Annotated in this window: 12 protein-coding genes; 8 read left to right on the plus strand and 4 right to left on the minus strand. The window is 75.2% G+C overall.

Annotated features, from left to right (window positions below):
- The first annotated feature begins 232 nt into the window (after positions 1-232).
- Together AB0E77_RS18775 and AB0E77_RS18780 are read left to right on the plus strand one after the other, a co-directional pair.
- Positions 233-1,909, plus strand: a complete 1,677-nt coding sequence (locus AB0E77_RS18775; RefSeq protein WP_361571781.1) for an ATP-binding protein — start codon at positions 233-235, stop codon at positions 1,907-1,909.
- The gene (locus tag AB0E77_RS18780) at positions 1,906-2,712 is read left to right on the plus strand and encodes a response regulator (protein ID WP_361571784.1); all 807 of its coding nucleotides are present in this window, start codon (positions 1,906-1,908) and stop codon (positions 2,710-2,712) included. The genes AB0E77_RS18775 and AB0E77_RS18780 overlap by 4 nt, the downstream gene beginning before the upstream one ends.
- On the opposite strand, the gene AB0E77_RS18785 is transcribed toward AB0E77_RS18780, so the two are convergent.
- The gene (locus AB0E77_RS18785; RefSeq protein ID WP_361571786.1) at positions 2,675-3,265 is read right to left on the minus strand and encodes a TetR/AcrR family transcriptional regulator; all 591 of its coding nucleotides are present in this window, start codon (positions 3,263-3,265) and stop codon (positions 2,675-2,677) included. The two genes, AB0E77_RS18780 and AB0E77_RS18785, sit on opposite strands and share 38 nt — an antisense overlap.
- A gap of 249 nt (positions 3,266-3,514) precedes the next feature.
- Here AB0E77_RS18785 and AB0E77_RS18790 point away from each other — a divergent pair, with 249 nt between their 5' ends.
- Genes AB0E77_RS18790 through AB0E77_RS18805 form a run of 4 tightly spaced genes read left to right on the plus strand, consistent with a single transcriptional unit; the run spans position 3,515 to position 8,370 of the window.
- Entirely contained in the window at positions 3,515-4,093 is a 579-nt protein-coding gene (locus AB0E77_RS18790) for a 2Fe-2S iron-sulfur cluster-binding protein (protein WP_361571788.1), read from the plus strand.
- On the plus strand, positions 4,090-5,082 hold the full coding sequence (locus AB0E77_RS18795; RefSeq protein ID WP_361571791.1) for a xanthine dehydrogenase family protein subunit M: 993 nt from the start codon (positions 4,090-4,092) through the stop codon (positions 5,080-5,082). The genes AB0E77_RS18790 and AB0E77_RS18795 overlap by 4 nt, the downstream gene beginning before the upstream one ends.
- Positions 5,079-7,247, plus strand: coding sequence for a xanthine dehydrogenase family protein molybdopterin-binding subunit (locus AB0E77_RS18800; protein ID WP_361571794.1), 2,169 nt, complete (start codon positions 5,079-5,081; stop codon positions 7,245-7,247). Before AB0E77_RS18795 ends, AB0E77_RS18800 begins: the two co-directional genes overlap by 4 nt.
- Positions 7,240-8,370, plus strand: a complete 1,131-nt coding sequence (locus AB0E77_RS18805; RefSeq protein WP_361571797.1) for an XdhC/CoxI family protein — start codon at positions 7,240-7,242, stop codon at positions 8,368-8,370. The genes AB0E77_RS18800 and AB0E77_RS18805 overlap by 8 nt, the downstream gene beginning before the upstream one ends.
- A 33-nt stretch (positions 8,371-8,403) precedes the next feature.
- On the opposite strand, the gene AB0E77_RS18810 is transcribed toward AB0E77_RS18805, so the two are convergent.
- From AB0E77_RS18810 to AB0E77_RS18820, 3 genes are all read right to left on the minus strand, one after another.
- Positions 8,404-9,186: a polysaccharide deacetylase family protein gene (locus AB0E77_RS18810; protein ID WP_361571799.1), complete on the minus strand. Its 783-nt coding sequence runs from the start codon at positions 9,184-9,186 to the stop codon at positions 8,404-8,406.
- Between the two features lie 188 nt (positions 9,187-9,374).
- Positions 9,375-10,301, minus strand: coding sequence for a DMT family transporter (locus AB0E77_RS18815; RefSeq protein ID WP_361571802.1), 927 nt, complete (start codon positions 10,299-10,301; stop codon positions 9,375-9,377).
- 16 nt (positions 10,302-10,317) lie between these two features.
- Complete coding sequence (locus AB0E77_RS18820) at positions 10,318-11,169, minus strand: SDR family NAD(P)-dependent oxidoreductase (protein WP_361571805.1); 852 nt, start codon at positions 11,167-11,169, stop codon at positions 10,318-10,320.
- Between the two features lie 284 nt (positions 11,170-11,453).
- Between AB0E77_RS18820 and AB0E77_RS18825 the strand changes: the two genes are divergently transcribed.
- Together AB0E77_RS18825 and AB0E77_RS18830 are read left to right on the plus strand one after the other, a co-directional pair.
- Complete coding sequence (locus tag AB0E77_RS18825; protein ID WP_361572135.1) at positions 11,454-12,569, plus strand: galactosyldiacylglycerol synthase; 1,116 nt, start codon at positions 11,454-11,456, stop codon at positions 12,567-12,569.
- Between the two features lie 144 nt (positions 12,570-12,713).
- Positions 12,714-13,205, plus strand: coding sequence for a DUF1360 domain-containing protein (locus tag AB0E77_RS18830; RefSeq protein WP_361571808.1), 492 nt, complete (start codon positions 12,714-12,716; stop codon positions 13,203-13,205).
- Positions 13,206-13,233 lie beyond the last annotated feature (28 nt).

The following is a 13,233-nucleotide window of genomic DNA, read 5'->3' on the forward strand; positions in this document are numbered from 1 at the left end:
ACCAGGTGCGATGTCTTCCTTGCGGAACCAAGGGAGGTTGTGGTCTTTGCGGTCGCCGGGGCGCGGCATCCGGCCGGGCGGCATCACCGGTGCGTCGCCGGTTCATTGCGAAGACGGCACATCCCTTTCCTTCGCCGCAGGTGAACGCCATGATGGCGACCCGGCACACCCCGGCACCCCCCACGCCCGACACCCGACGCCCCCGCCCCCGTCAGCCGAGATCGAGTACACCGTGGCCCCCACCTTCCGCCGGCACACCCTCGCGGGCGAGATGCTGGTCCTCCAGCTCGCCATCGTCGTGGTGGTGCTGCTCGCGGTGGCCGGCGTCTCCCTCGCCCAGTCGAAGGCCACGTTCAACCGGGTCGAGGGCCGCCGCGTCGCCGCCCTGGCCGAACAGCTGGCCGCCACGCCGCTGGTCCGCAGCCGGCTGCTGTCCCCCGTACCGCAGGAGGCCCTCGCCCCGCTCGTCAACTCCACGCAGACCCAGTCCGGCGTCACCTCGGTCACGGTGGCCGACGCCGACGGCCGCATCGTCAGCTCCACCGACCCGACGGTGGTCGGCGACCGGCTGCCGCTCGCCGGTGACGCCGTCGTGGGACGGGGCTGGTCGGGGGCGCTGACGCTGGGCGGCAGCCGGGAACTCGTCGCGCAGGTGCCGGTGCTCGGGGACACCCCGGCGACACTCGGCCGGCACCTCGGCACGGTGATGGTCGGCGAGGCCGATCCCACGGTGTGGCAGCGGCTCGGCGGCGCCTCCTCCTACCTCCTCGCCTACCTCGGCATCGCCAGCGGTCTCGGTGTGGCCGGCTCCTGGCTGCTCGCCCGGCGCGTCAAACGGCAGACCCTCGGCCTGGAACCCCGCGAGATCGCCGGGCTCGCCGAACACCGGGAGGCCATGCTCTACGGCATCGCCGAGGGCGTGGTCGCCCTCGATCCGCAGCACCGGCTCACACTGGTCAACGAGATGGGCCGGCGCCTGCTGGACCTGCCCGAGGACTGCGTGGGGCAGAGCCTCGACGGCCTCGGCATCGACGGACGCCTCCTCGACGTCCTGACCGGCGCCACGGCGGACACGGTCACGGCTTCGGGCGCCGGACGCCACGACACGGACGGCCGGCGTGACGAGGTCGTCGTCCGTCGCGGCCGGGTCCTGGTGATGAACCGCATGACCGTCACCAAGGACGGCCGCCCGCTGGGCTCGGTCACCACCCTGCGCGACCGCACCGAACTGGCCCGGCTGGAACGGGAGATCGGCGCCTTCCGCAGCACCTCCGAGCTGCTGCGGGCCCAGGCCCACGAGTTCGCCAACCAGCTGCACACCATCTCCGGGCTCATCCAGATCGGCGAGCGGGACGAGGTCGTGCGCTACGTCCGGGCGCTCAGCCGGCGCCGGCAGTCCCTCGACGTCACCCTCAGCCGCCGGGTCCGCGACACCGCCGTCGCCGCACTGCTGACGGCGAAGTCCTCCCTGGCGGCCGAGCGGAAGGTCGCCCTGCGGGTCTCCGAGCGCACCTCCCTGGGCCGGCTCGCCCCCGAGGACGCCGCCGACGTGGCGACCGTGGTCGGCAACCTCGTCGACAACGCGGTGGACGCCGCCGCGACGTCCGGCGACGACGACGCCTGGGCCGAGGTCGAGCTCAGACAGGACGCCACCGGGGTGGAGATCGTGGTCCGCGACTCGGGGCCCGGCGTGGCGCCCGCGCTGGCCCGCGAGGTCTTCTCCCACGGTTTCACCACCAAGGCCGCCCGGCAGGGCGAACGCGGCATCGGGCTGGCGCTGACCCGGCTGGTCTGCGAACGTCACGGCGGCGAGATCTCGGTGACCAACACCTCCGAAGGGGCCGTGTTCACGGCACGCATGACGGTCAGCCACCTCACCGACGCGGTGGCGGAAGGAGCAGCACCATGAAGGGGACGAGCGGCACGGGCGGCGCGGGGGCCACGGCCGGTACGAGGGCCGCCGCCGACGCCGGTCACGCCACCCCTGCCACCGACGCGATCGGCGTCCTCGTCGTCGACGACGACTTCATGGTCGCCCGCGTCCACCGCGCCTTCGTCGAACGCGTCGAGTCTTTTCGGGTCGTCGGCGTCGCCGGTACCGGCGAGCAGGCTCTCGCGGCGGTCGGCGAACTCCGCCCCGACCTGGTCCTGCTCGACCTGTACCTGCCCGACCTCTTCGGCCTGGACGTCGTCACCGCGCTGCGCGCCGCCGGTCACGACTGCGACGTCATGGTCGTCAGCGCGGCCCGGGAGGCGGACACCGTGCGCGGCGCCGTGCGCCACGGCGTCGTCGACTATCTGCTCAAGCCCTTCGACTTCGAGGACCTGCGGGTGCGGCTGGAGCGCTACGCCGGCCGGCGGGGCCGGCTGCTCGGCACCGTCGTGCGCAGCCAGGCCGACGTCGACCGCGTCCTGGCCGGGGCGGCGGCACCGGCCGTCGCGGTACCTGCGCTGCCCAAGGGCATGAGCGCGGAGACGGCGGAGCTGGTCGAGAGGACCCTCCTCGATGCCGAGGGCACGCTCTCCGCCAGCGAGTGCGCGGCTCTGACCGGCGTCTCCCGGGTCAGCGCCCGCCGCTACCTGGAGTACTTCCACACCGTCGGCCGGGCGGAGGTCTCCCTGCGCTACGGAGTGACGGGCCGCCCCGAACGCCGCTACCGCTCGCGGGGCGCGGTCACCGGCCGGGCGCTCCCGCCCGCAGCCCGTCCATGACGAAGTCCAGGAAGCGGGTGGCCCGCGGCTGCCAGTCCTCGCCGGGGTCGATCAGCCACAGGCCGCCGATGACGAGGAAGAAGTCGTCCGCGGTGATCCCGGGCCGGATGGTGCCGGCCTCCTCGTTGGCGCGCAGGAGGATTCCGGCCGCGTCCGCGAGGGGGGTGGGGCGCGGCTTCTCGGGGCCGCCGGGCGTGCTGGTGACCAGCCGGATCGCGTCCGCCAGGCCGGCCTTGGTCATGGCGAACCCGGCGAGGCGGTCCATCCACTCGCGCAGCGCACGCTCGGGCTCGCGGGTGGCCAGCAGCTCGGGCGCGGCATCGGCCACCTGCCGCATCTCGTAGCGGTAGACCTCCAGGACGAGGGCCTCGCGGTTGGGGAAGTTGCGGTAGAAGGTGCCCTGCCCGACGCCCGCCTTCTTGGCGATGGCGCTCAACGGCGCGTCCGCGCAGCGCGTCAGTTCCTCCGTGGCCACGTGCAGGATCCGCTCGCGGTTGCGCTGGGCGTCCGAGCGCAGGGGAGAGTCCGCTCTGTCCCGCTTCGCCTGTGACACCCGTCCTCCTCCCGGGACCGTGGCCGAATCCCGTTCTTGCTAAGCGGACACCTGTCCGTTACGTTTCCAGTGAGCGGACAGTTGTCCATTTCCCGTGCCCACTCTAGCGGCGGAGGCCGGTCGGCGGGACCGGCCGGTGGACTCCGCCGTGGACGAAGCCCACTGCCGAACCTCACCGCCGACCTCATCGCCCACGGCCCGATCCCCTCGTCATCAGAGACTGTCACCAGACACCAGAGAAGGCTGACCATGGCCCCAGCGCCCGCGTCGACGTCCAGTGCCATCACCCTGAACATCAACGGCGAGAAGCACCAGCTGACCGTCGACCACCGCACCACCCTGCTCGACGCCCTGCGCGAGCGCCTCGATCTGACCGGTACCAAGAAAGGCTGCGACCAGGGGCAGTGCGGCGCCTGCACCGTCCTGGTCGACGGGCGTCGCGCCGTCTCCTGCCTCAGCCTCGCCGTCGCGGCCGAGGGCCGCGAGATCACCACCATCGAGGGCATGGCCGAGGGCGACCGGCTGCACCCGGTGCAGCAGGCCTTCCTCGACCTGGACGGCTACCAGTGCGGCTACTGCACACCCGGCCAGATCTGCTCGGCCGTCGCCGTCATCGAGGAGCACGCCGCGGGCTGGCCCAGCGCCGTCACCGACGACGTACGGCCCGAGGCGGGTCCGCCGCCCCTGACGCCCGACGAGATCCGTGAGCGGATGAGCGGCAACCTGTGCCGCTGCGGCGCCTACGTCTCGATCGTCCAGGCCGTCGCACGCGCCGCCGAGGCCCACGGCGAGACCGCCGGGGAGAGCGCGGAGGAGGCCGCCGCATGAAGGAATTCGGCTACCAGCGCGCCGACGACGTTCCCGGCGCCGTGGCGCTGCTCGCCGCGGACCCCGACGCCCGCTTCCTCGGCGGGGGCACCAACCTCGTCGACCTGATGAAGACCGGCGTCGAACGCCCCGCCCTGCTCGTCGACGTCCGCGAACTGCCCCTGGACGGCATCGAGGAGACCGCCGACGGCGGCCTGCGCATCGGCGCCACCGTCACCAACAGCGACCTCGCCGCCCACCCCGAAGTCCGCCGCCGCTACCCGGCGTTGACCCAGGCCGTGCTGGCCGGCGCCTCCGGGCAGCTGCGCAACATGGCCACCGTCGGCGGCAACCTGCTCCAGCGCACCCGCTGCGGCTACTTCACCGACGTCAGCAAGCCGTGCAACAAGCGTGCCCCGGGCAGCGGTTGCCCCGCGATCACCGGCGCGCACCACAATCACGCCGTGCTGGGCGCCTCCGGCCACTGCGTGGCCGTGCACCCCTCGGACATGGGCGTCGCCCTCACCGCCTTCGACGCGGTCGTCACCTACGAAACCGCCAAGGGCCCGGGCGAGTTGCCGCTCACCGACTTCTACCTCCCCGTCGGCGACACCCCGCACCGCGAGACAGCCCTGCCGTCCGGCGCGCTGATCACCGGCGTCACCCTGCCACCGGCGCCCGTCGCCGTCCGCTCCCGCTACCGCAAGGTGCGCGAACGCGCCTCGTACGCCTTCGCGATCGGCTCGGTCGCCGCGGCCCTCGACATCGAGGACGGCGTCGTCCGCGAGGCACGGCTGGCCCTCGGCGCCGTCGCCTCCCGGCCCTGGCGGGCCCGCGCCGCGGAGGCCCTGCTGACCGGCGCACCCGCCGACGGAGACACCTTCGCCGCCGCCGCGGACGCCGAACTGGCGGCGGCCAGGCCCCTGCCCGACAACGCGTACAAGGTGACCCTCATGCGCAACCTCGTGATCGCCGTGCTGACCGAACTCGCCGAGGAGGCCGCCCGATGACCACCGCCACGACCGGCCGTACGCCGGTGCAGGGCGCCGTCGGCACCGCGCACACCCGCGTGGAGGGCCGCGACAAGGTCACCGGAGCGGCCCGCTACGCCGGCGAGATCCCCTTCGCCGGCCTGGCCCACGGCTGGCTGGTGCTGTCCACCGTCACGCGGGGCCGCATCCGCTCCCTCGACACGGCCCCCGTCCTCGCCATGCCGGGCGTGCTGGCCGTCCTGCACCACGGCAACGCGCCGCGCCTGCAGACCGACTACGTCGGCATGCTGGGCGTCCCCGACCCGACCGCCGCCGTCTTCCAGCACGACCGCGTGCCGCACGCCGGATGGCCGGTCGCCCTCGTCGTCGCCGAGACGCCCGAGCAGGCCCGGGAGGCCGCCGAGGCCCTCACCGTGACGTACGACGAGGAGCCGCACGACACCGTCCTGCACGCCGGCCACCCCGACGCCCATGCAGCGGGCGGACACATGTCTGCGGAGACGGGCAAGGGCGACCTGGACGCCGCCCTCGCCGCGTCCGCCGTCGTCCTGGACGCCGAGTACACCACTCCCGAAGAGCACCACAGCATGATGGAGCCGCACGCGGCGACCGCGCTCTGGGACGGCGGACGGCTCGAGGTCGTCGACTCCAACCAGGGCACCACCTGGGTCCAGAGCGAACTCGTGAAGATGTTCTCCCTGGACGAGTCCGCGGTGCGCGTGCGCTCCGAGCACATCGGCGGCGGCTTCGGCAGCAAGGGCCTGCGCGCCCACCAGGTGTCCGCCGTCATGGCCGCGACCGTGCTCCAGCGCCCGGTACGCGTCGTCATGACCCGCCGTCAGATGTTCTCGCTGGCCGGGTACCGCAGCCCGACCGTCCAGCACGTCAGGCTCGGCGCCGGACCCGACGGCAGGCTCCGCGCCCTGGAGCACCGCTCCCTGAACCAGACGTCCACGGTGTACGAGTTCGTCGAGCCCGGAGCCGGCGTGGCCCGGGTGATGTACGACGCCGCGGCGCACCGCACCGCCAACCACGTCGCACGCCTGGACGTGCCGTCCCCCACCTACATGAGGGCGCCGGGCGAGGCACCGGGGTCCTTCGCGATCGAGTCGGCCCTCGACGAACTCGCCGAGCGCTGTGGCGTCGACCCGATCGAGCTGCGCCTGCGCAACGAGCCCGAGGTGGGCCCGGTCTCCGGGAACCCGTTCAGCAGCCGCAACCTCGCCGCCTGCTTCCGCGAGGGCGCCCGGCGGTTCGGCTGGGCGGACCGCGACCCGCGCCCCGGCGTGCGCCGCGACGGACGCTGGCTGCTGGGCACCGGCACGGCCGCCGCGTCCTTCCCCGCCGGCGCCGGGCCCTCCACGGCCCTGCTGACCGCGGAGGCCGACGGCACCTTCACCGTGCGGATCGCCGCCGCAGACCTCGGCACCGGCGCCCGCACCGCCCTGACCCTGGTCGCCGCCGACGCCCTGGGCGTCACGCCGGACCGGGTCCGCGTCCGCATCGGGGACAGCGACTTCGGGCCGGCGATGATCGCCGGCGGCTCCATGGGCACCCGCTCCTGGGCCTGGGCGATCACGGCCGCCGCGGCGGAACTGCGCGAACGGCTCGCCCTCGGCACCGACCTCCCGCCCGAGGGCATCACCGTGCGCTCCGACACCACCGCCGCCCTCGGCGCCCTCGCCCAGAAGGAACGACACTCCTTCGGGGCACAGTTCGCCGAGGTCGCCGTGGACACCGGCACCGGCGAGGTACGGGTGCGCCGCATGCTCGGCATCTTCGCCGCGGGCCGCATCGTCAACCCGCTCACCGCCCGCAACCAGCTCGTCGGCGGCATGGTCTGGGGCATCTCCATGGCCCTGCACGAGGAAGCGGTCCGGGACCGGAACACCGGCGGCCTCTACGGGCCCGACCTCGCCGGGTACCACGTGGCCACGCACGCCGACGTGCGGGACGTCGAGGCGGACTGGGTGGACGACCCCGACCCCGACGACCCGGTCGGCATCAAGGGCGTCGGCGAGATCGGCATCGTGGGCGCCGCCGCGGCCGTCGCCAACGCGGTGTGGCACGCGACCGGCGTCCGCCACCGCCACCTGCCGATCCGGCCCGACCGCGTCCTGGCAGGGGCGGCACACCGGGACGGGCCCGCGGCGGCCGGGGCCGGGGGAGCGGCGGATGCTTGACATCGCCGGCGAGCTGCACCGCTGGATGGAGGAGGGGCGGGAGTTCGCCGTCGCCACCGTCGTCTCCGTCGGCGGCAGCGCGCCGCGCGGCCCCGGCGCCGCCCTCGCCGTCGACAGCGAGGGCACGGCGCTCGGCTCGGTCTCCGGCGGCTGTGTGGAGGGCGCGGTGTACGACCTGTGCACCGAGGCCCTGCGCGACGGCGAGACGGTGCGCGAACGGTTCGGCTACAGCGACGAGGACGCCTTCGCGGTCGGGCTGACCTGCGGCGGGGTCATCGACGTGCTGGTCACCCCGGTCGGCGCCGGATCGCCCTCGCGGGCAGTGTTCCGGTCGGCGCTGTCGGCCGCCGTCCGCGACGAGCCGGCCGCCCTCGCCCGCGTCGTCGGGGGGCCGGCCGGTCTCCTCGGGCGGGCGCTGCTCGTCCGGGCCGACGGCTCGTACGAGGGCGGACTCGGCGGCCACCCCGCGCTGGACCGCACCGCGGTGACCGAGGCCCGGGCGCTGCTCGACGCGGGACGCACCGGCACGGTCGGCCTGTCCGAGGACGGCTCGCACTGCCCCGGCGGGCTCACGCTGCTCGTCGAGTCCCGCGTGCCGCCGCCCCGCATGATCGTCTTCGGCGCGGTCGACTTCGCCGCGGCGCTGGTGCGTGCCGGCAAGTTCCTCGGCCACCACGTGACCGTGTGCGACGCGCGGCCCGTCTTCGCGACGCGGGCCCGTTTCCCCGAGGCCGACGAGGTCGTCGTCGACTGGCCGCACCGCTATCTGCGGAGCACCCCGACCGACGAGCGCACGGTGCTGTGCGTCCTCACCCACGACGCCAAGTTCGACGTACCGCTGCTGACCGAGGCCCTGCGGCTGCCGGTCGCGTACATCGGCGCGATGGGCTCGCGGCGCACCCACGAGGACCGGGAACGGCGGCTGCGCGAGGCCGGCCTGGGCGAGCGCGAGCTGGCCCGGCTGCGGTCGCCCATCGGCCTCGACCTCGGCGCCCGCACCCCCGAGGAGACGGCCCTGTCCATCGCGGCGGAGATCGTCGCCGCCCGGCGCGGCGGCACCGGGGTGCCGCTGACGGGCGGGGCGGCGCCGATCCACCGCGACCTGTCCGGGGCCGCCGCCTGACGTACCGAGGCCGGAGCCGGAGGGTGCCGGGCCTCACACGGATGCCGCGGCACGTCGGCCGTGCCGGGTCCCGCCCACCCCGTGCGCGGCCAGCGGCCCCACCGTGAGGCCCGCCGAACGGCAGTCGGCGACGAGGTCCGGGAGCGCGCCGAGGGCGGCCCGCCAGCTGCCGGGCGCGGAGGCGTGGTCGGTGTCGTGCAGGAGGATCGTGCCGCCCGGACGCAGGTCCGCCGCGACGGTCGCCCGCACGGAGGCGGGCGTCGCGGCGTGCCGCCAGTCCTCGCCCCACGCCGTCCACAGGACCGGGCGCAGTCCGGCTCGCCGGGCCGCCGCCCAGCGGCCCGAGGTGAGGATGCCGTAGGGCGGCCGGTACCAGCGCGGCGGATGTCCGGTGACCTCCGCCACCGAGCGGGCGGCCCGCAACAGCTCGCGCACGTCCCGCGCCGGCGACGGCAGCCAGGGCCGGTCGTGCGACCAGCCGTGGACGCCGAGCTCGTGGCCTCGCAGGACCAGCTCACGGGCGGTCGCCGGGTGCCGTACGACGTTCTCGCCCAGCACGAAGAACGTGGCCCGCACGCCGAGCACGTCCAGCGCGTCGAGGAAGCGGGGGGTGGACGCCGGGTCGGGGCCGTCGTCGAAGGTGAGGGCGACGTGGTCGGGCCGGCCCTGACCGGCCAGCGCGGGGAACCAGCGGCGGCGCGGACCGGGCAGCCAGGTGGCGGCCGGACCGATGTGGGCCAGCGCGGCGGCCACCGGTACGAGGAGCGCCGGCGCGACGGCGGACGCCACCCGCCCGGCCCCGGTCTCGTCCCGCATCCGTTCCCTCCAGGTCTCCAGTCCTCCGGACGTCGCCCGGAAGCTCACTCCCGGAAGGCCACGCCCGGAAAGACGTCCCCCCGAACGGTCCCTCGGACGTCATCCCCCGGACGTCGTCCCTCCGAAGGAGGTCCCTCGAACGTCACCCGGAGGTCGTCAAGGCCATGGTGCGCCGGAAGTCCCGGCGGTCACGACTTCTGCTGCTCCTGTCGCCGCCGCCCCCCACCCGGCCCGTCGCGCGCCGCCGGCACGGTGTCCCAGGCGCCGTGCACCGACGGTGCCCTGGCCAGCCCCACGCTGCCGAGGCCGATCAGCGCCACCCCGATCAGCTCGGGCAGCACCCGCACCCCGAGGGCGATCTCCTCGCCGAACAGGGCCCAGCCGAGCCCCACGCTGGTCAGCGCGTCCCCGAGGGTGAGCGCGGGCTGCGACGCGGCGAGGGTCCCGGCCCGCAACGCGCTCTGCAGGAGCAGGAAGCTGACCACGCCGACGACCCCCGTGGCGTACAGCGGCCACTGCGTCAGCACCGCGCCCAGCCCTTGCGGGAACCGCCCGGTGACCTCCTTCAGCAGCGCCGCCGTGCCGCCGAACGCCACCGCGGACGCCGTCCCGAACAACGCGGCACGGGGCGCCCCGTGCACCAGCCGGCCGACCAGGGCGAAACCCGTCACCACGCAGAACAGGCCCAGCAGCGCCCAGGGCCAGCGACCGGGCGTCGCGGTGTCGTGCCCGGCCGCCGGGGACGCGGCGCCGAGGAACAGCGCCAGCCCCACGGCCAGCGCCACGAACGCCAGCCAGGTCCGCAGGTCGGGACGCCGGTGGAAGACCACGCTGCCGACGACCAGGGTGAACAGCAGCTCGGTCGCCATCAGCGGCTGCACCACGGCCAGGCTGCCCACCGCCAGCGCGGAGGCCTGCAGCACCGTCGTCAGCGCGAGCATCACCGCGCCGCCCACCCAGTACGGGTCGCGGATCAGCCGCAGCAGCGAGCGCACCGTCGTGTGGACGGCACCGGCCCGGTCCTCGTCCTGCGCCGCGGCGCGGCGCTGCAGCACCGACGCCGCAGCGTTGGACAGCGCCGCGAACAGGGCGAGGACTACGGTGAGGACACTCACCGCGGCGTGCTCCCGCTCATCCGAACCGGGAGGCCATCCGCCGGTACAGTCCGGGCGCCGCGCCCCGGACCCGGCACGGCAGTCGCAGCCAGCCGGGCACGTACACCTCGTCCCGGTCCCGGACCACCGCCCGGCACACCGCCTCGGCGACCCGCTCCGCCGGCACCGGGCGCGGCCGGGACCGCCGGTAGGGGGCACCGCGGCGTTCGAAGAAGGGCGTGTCGACGACACCGGGCACCACATGGGTCACCCCGACGCCCGTGCCCCGCACCTCGTACCGCAGGGCGTCGGCGAAGGCGCCCAGCGCGGCCTTGGCGGCGGAGTACACGGCCTCGTCGCGCACCCCCACGCAGCCGGCCAGCGACCCGATGAGCACCACCCGCCCCGAGCCGGCCTCGATCATTCCCGGCAGCAGCAGCCGAACCAGTCGCAACGTGGCCAGGACGTCGATGTCGAAGACCTCGTCGATGGCGTGCGGCGGCATGTCGCGGAACTCGCCGGCCCAGCCGATCCCGGCACCGGCCACCAGGACGTCCACCGGACCCACCGTGGCCGAGGCGAAGTCGGCGAGCCGCCGGTCGGCGCCGGGCAGGGTGAGGTCCGCGGCGAAGACCGTGGCCGACGTGGCCTCGGCCACCTCGTGCAGCCGGGACGGGTCGCGCCCGCTGAGCACCATCCGCCAGCCGCCCTCGTCGGCCAGCCGCCGGGCGACGGCCGCGCCGATGCCGGAGGAGGCCCCGGTCACGAGCGCCGTGCGCGTCCGCGTGCCGGGCCGGGCGGCGGACGGTCCGGGCCTCGCCTGGTCCGCGTCGGGTGCGACGAGCCGCGGTCCGGGGGCGGACCGGGTGCGGGAGAACGCATCGACCATGGGGACCACCTTGGCTCGGGGCGGACTCGGGAGGCGACCGACCGGTCGGGACCCCCGGCGTCCGGCCGGACGGGCGGTCACGGAGTATCCCGGACATCGGGTCCGAAACGCTCGCCTATGACCCGGTTTGGAACGTACGGGGCGGGCAAATATGCCCCGGTTTGGAACGTACGGGGCGGGCAACTTGAACCGCCGTGCATCCTCCCAGCTCATCCACGTCCCGCCGGACCGCGCCCCCGCGCTCCCCGCGGGACGCCAGACGCGTGCTGCTGATCAGCGCGAGCATGGGCGCCGGGCACGACACGGTCGCCGCCGAACTGGCCCGCCGGATCCGGGAACGCGGCGGCGACGCACTCGTCGTCGACGTTCTCGCCCTCCTGCCGTTCGGCCTGGGCACCGCCCTGCGGCTCTTCTACCGCGGGTCGGTTCGGCACTTCCCGTGGGCGTACGCCGCCCTGTACCGCCTCTTCCTGCGCCCCGGCGGCGGGCGCCGGCCCGGCGGAACGCCCCTGGCCCGGCTGGCCGGGGCCCGCCTGCGGGAGCTGGCCGACCGCACGGGCGCGGACGTGGTGGTCCCGGTCTTCCACCTCGGCGCCCAGCTGACCGGCCATCTGCGCGCCCGCGGCCGGCTGTCCGTGCCCAGCGTCGTGCTGGTGATCGACTTCGTCGTCCACCGGCAGTGGCTCCATCCCGGCAACGACCACTGTCTGTGCCTCACCGAGGACGCGGCGCGCGAGGTCCGGCGGAGCACCGGCACACCCGCCGAGGCCTGCGGCCCGGTGGTGGCCCCAGAGTTCTTCGCCGATGCGCCCGGCGTACCCGATGTGCACGACGCTTCCGAGGTGCCCGGCGCGCCCGGGGCGGCCGATTGGCGTCGGCTGTTCGCCCGGCACGGCCCGGGGCGGCCGCCCGTCGTGCTGTCCGCGGGTGCCTGGGGGGTCGGCTCGCACCTGTGCGCAACCGTACGGCTGCTGTCGGACGGCGGCTTCCTGCCGGTCGTGCTCTGCGGGAACAACACGCGGCTGCGCCGTGAGCTGTCCGGCCGCCCGGGCGTGGTCGCCCTCGGCTGGGTTACGGACATGCCCGGTCTGCTGCACGCCGCGCGGGCCCTCGTGGACAACGCCGCCGGTCAGACCGCCGTCCAGGCACTCGCCGCCGGACTGCCGGTCGTCGGCCACCGTCCGATCCCCGGCCACGGCGCGGACGGCGTCCGCAGGATGGCCGCGCTGGGCCTGTCGGAGATGGCCGGGGACGACGCCGGACTGCTCGGGGCGCTGCGCCGGCTGACCGCCCCGGGCCCGGCGCGTGGGGAACGGATCGCCGCCGGACGCGCGCTGTTCCGGGACGACGCCGTGACCCGGGTGACCGAGATCGCCGACGCGCCGCGCACCCGCCGATGAGCCGCACCGGCCGCGGCGGTCGTACCCGGCGACCGCGCGGGCGCCCTCCGCGGCGCACACCCCGCGTTGCGGGCGGCCGGAACGGGGCACTCGGCCCCGGTCGACGAGGCGGCCCCGGGTGGCGTCGCCGGAAGGAAGGCCCTCATGACGGACGGTGAGCAGCGCTACGGCGCCGACGACGACATCCCCCTCGCGGGCTACGCGACGCTCGCGACGACCTTCGCGGCCGCTGTCGGAACGCTCGCGGCGGTGGCGTGGCGCCGTGGGGTCCGGCTGCCCGACACCGTTCCGCCCTGGGACGTCGCCCTCCTCGGGACCGCCACGTTCAAGGCGTCCCGCCTGCTGACCAAGGACAAGGTCACGAGCTTCGTGCGGGCGCCGTTCACCCGCCGGGAACGCGAGAGCGAGGCCAACGAGGTGATGGACGCCCCGCGTGGCGGCGGGATGCGCCGTGCCGTCGGCGACCTGGTGTCCTGCCCGTTCTGCACCTCGGCCTGGGTGGCCGGCGGGCTGGTCGGCACCTACGCCGTCGCACCCCGGGCCGGCCGCATGCTGAGCGCGGGCCTGAGCGCCGTCGCGCTGTCGGACTGGCTGCAGTACGCGTGGAGTCTGACGGAGCAGAAGGCGGAGGGCTGAGTACGGCCGGGGACCCGGGTCCCCGGCT

Source organism: Streptomyces sp. NPDC032940 (assembly GCF_040636935.1).
In the GTDB taxonomy this organism is placed as follows: Bacteria; Actinomycetota; Actinomycetes; order Streptomycetales; family Streptomycetaceae; genus Streptomyces.